The 2,223-nt window shown below is 33.9% G+C and carries 4 protein-coding genes; all 4 read right to left on the reverse strand.

The genetic code is table 11. The features are described from left to right. Positions 1-159: 159 nt before the first annotated feature. Positions 160-420 carry a hypothetical protein gene (locus OZD62_RS02415; protein ID WP_010962369.1) on the reverse strand — a complete coding sequence of 87 codons (261 nt, stop codon included), beginning with the start codon at positions 418-420 and terminating at the stop codon, positions 160-162. A 30-nt stretch (positions 421-450) separates the two neighbouring features. Then, on the reverse strand, positions 451-1,059 hold the full coding sequence (locus OZD62_RS02420) for an SCO family protein (protein ID WP_010962368.1): 609 nt from the start codon (positions 1,057-1,059) through the stop codon (positions 451-453). A gap of 44 nt (positions 1,060-1,103) precedes the next feature. Beyond that, complete coding sequence (dnaQ, locus tag OZD62_RS02425) at positions 1,104-1,799, reverse strand: DNA polymerase III subunit epsilon (protein WP_010082574.1); 696 nt, start codon at positions 1,797-1,799, stop codon at positions 1,104-1,106. A 17-nt stretch (positions 1,800-1,816) separates the two neighbouring features. Further along, positions 1,817-2,223: Tim44/TimA family putative adaptor protein (locus tag OZD62_RS02430; protein ID WP_275019355.1), on the reverse strand; the 407-nt coding region annotated here is incomplete at its 5' end.

Here is a 2,223-nt window from a genome sequence, read left to right on the forward strand (position 1 = left end):
CTCACTAATCCGGCTAAAATTCAAGAATTTCAATGCTTTAGCTATTTTCAATAGAATTAAATTTATTAATGTAAATAATAAATTACTATTCTTAAATTTGATCAGATTGATTGCAAAAAAACAAGATTTTCAATAGGTTACTTATAATCCTAACTATAGTTAGCCTTTCATAAGTAGCGATGCAACAAAGCCCACTGGAATCCAGAAATTTTGCTTATAACTGAGCTGATGAGCTAAAGGTAGTTGTCTTACGCTAAAACAAACGTTTTTAATTAAGTTGCATAGAAGCTGGATCCCAGTGTCTGGGCACTGGGATGACACCCCACTGGTGGGAATTGCTCCCAAACTACAACGTTCGTACAGTTGTGTGTGTCTTCCCATGGAGATTGCTCTCAAATCATAATGCTCATGCAGTTGCATGCTCGACTAATTAACAGAAAAATCTATAATTCAGTTTACGTATTTTCTTATCTCAGCCAAAATCTTATCAGATTGACTTTCGTCTGAATTTAAATCAGCTGCAAAGTGTGTAACATATTTTCCTCCAGGGCCAATAAGGTACATTATTGAAGAATGGTTGATTTCTTCTTCTCCACCAACTTTGCTAGCATATACTTTATACTTTGCAATTACTTCGTCTATTTTTTCTCTTTCACCAGTTAACATTTGTATTCTGTGGTCAAATTGCTGCTGAAATTCTTTAAGTCTTTCCGTGCTATCGCGCTCAGGATCGACTGTGATGAAGAATGTTTGTAGCTTGTTGTTAGTTTTCTCATCTAACTTTGCAAGTGTTTCTGAAATTATTCCAAGGTTCATAGGGCAAATTCTTTTGCATGAGGAAAACCCAAAGAAAATCATCATGTATTTATCTTTAAAATCACTACTGCGCAAGATCTGTCCGTCCTGATTAATTAAAGAAAAATCTCCGCCTATCTTAACTTCTGCGTTGTGAATCGCTGCTGGGGCAAATATGCCTTTTTTAGTGAAATAACAATAACCTAAAAAAACAACTGCTAATGCTGCTAGCACATTAGATAATAATCTTATAAACCTTACCATTAGAATGCTCTCAGTAAAATTGAATTGTATCTTTATTGGTTAACCTATTCAATATATTTATTCCAAAGTGTATTGTTAATTTTGTCTAACAGTTTCTTATGTTCATCAATTTCTTCACTATTTGGTAAATGTTCTCTGGGAGTTAGATTACGTACTTTATGCTGAACGAATGTGGAGTTACTGTCCTGATTGCATTCATTATCAAACAGAAAGGTTTGTAACCCTCCTGTAAGTTCAACATATACCTTTGCAAGCAATTGAGCATCAACTAGTGCTCCGTGCAATTCTCTATTCTCTAGCGATATATCAAAACGCTTACATAATGCATTCAAAGAAGCAGGTGATCCTGCGAATTTTTTCCTCGCAAGAGGTAATGTATCTAGCACTCTGTCTGAGGAAATTAACCTAGCATTCAGCTTGCTTAACTCCATGTTAAGGAACTTAACATCGAATTCAGCGTTGTGAATTACCAAAATATCATTAGATATAAAGTCAAGAAATTCAAGTGCAACATCTGAAAATAATGGTTTATCTTCTAAAAATTCTTCACTAATACCGTGAATCTTAAACGAGTGATAAGGTATATCTCTTTCTGGGTTAAGGTACCGATGGAATACTTTACCTGTTGGAATGCGGTTAATTAATTCCACACACCCTATTTCAATAATTCGATGACCAGATTCAGTGTCAAGACCTGTCGTTTCAGTGTCAAGTACTATTTCGCGTAGCTTGCTTTCCATTTCAAATAAAACTCATCTTACTTATCATTTGTCTTATCGTTACTTGTCTTTTTATAGTGAATAGAAACAAGCAACCAGCTTGGGTCTGATGAATTAACATTTTTTTTGAATTGCCATACATCCTCAACTTTATTAATAGTGGATGTACTACCTGATATTATATCTCCTTCATTGTTCTTAACGAAGTTAATTTGCTCTGAAAGGAAATATACTGCAATAAACACTGCGTTTTTTACTAGCTTTATTTCTAAAATCTTTTGTGAAACGATAGAAACAATTATAGACTCGTGCACCTCTTTACGATGTTTAATCTTCTCTGCAAAATTATCATATAAGTCTTTATCGAGAAGTGGTTTTAACTGAGACAAATTTCCTTGATTGAAACATTTTATTATTAATTCAAAAGCTATGCTTGAACCTTCTA

It is taken from the genome of Wolbachia endosymbiont of Drosophila seguyi (genome assembly GCF_028981765.1).
Taxonomy (GTDB): domain Bacteria; phylum Pseudomonadota; class Alphaproteobacteria; order Rickettsiales; family Anaplasmataceae; genus Wolbachia; species Wolbachia pipientis.

What these genes read in the sequence shown, in the direction of transcription:
- OZD62_RS02415 (WP_010962369.1), bottom strand. Translation starts at nt 420, where the DNA reads ATGCAACTGCATGAGCATTATGATTTGAGAGCAATCTCCATGGGAAGA.
- OZD62_RS02420 (WP_010962368.1), bottom strand. Translation starts at nt 1,059, where the DNA reads ATGGTAAGGTTTATAAGATTATTATCTAATGTGCTAGCAGCATTAGCA.
- dnaQ (WP_010082574.1), bottom strand. Translation starts at nt 1,799, where the DNA reads ATGGAAAGCAAGCTACGCGAAATAGTACTTGACACTGAAACGACAGGT.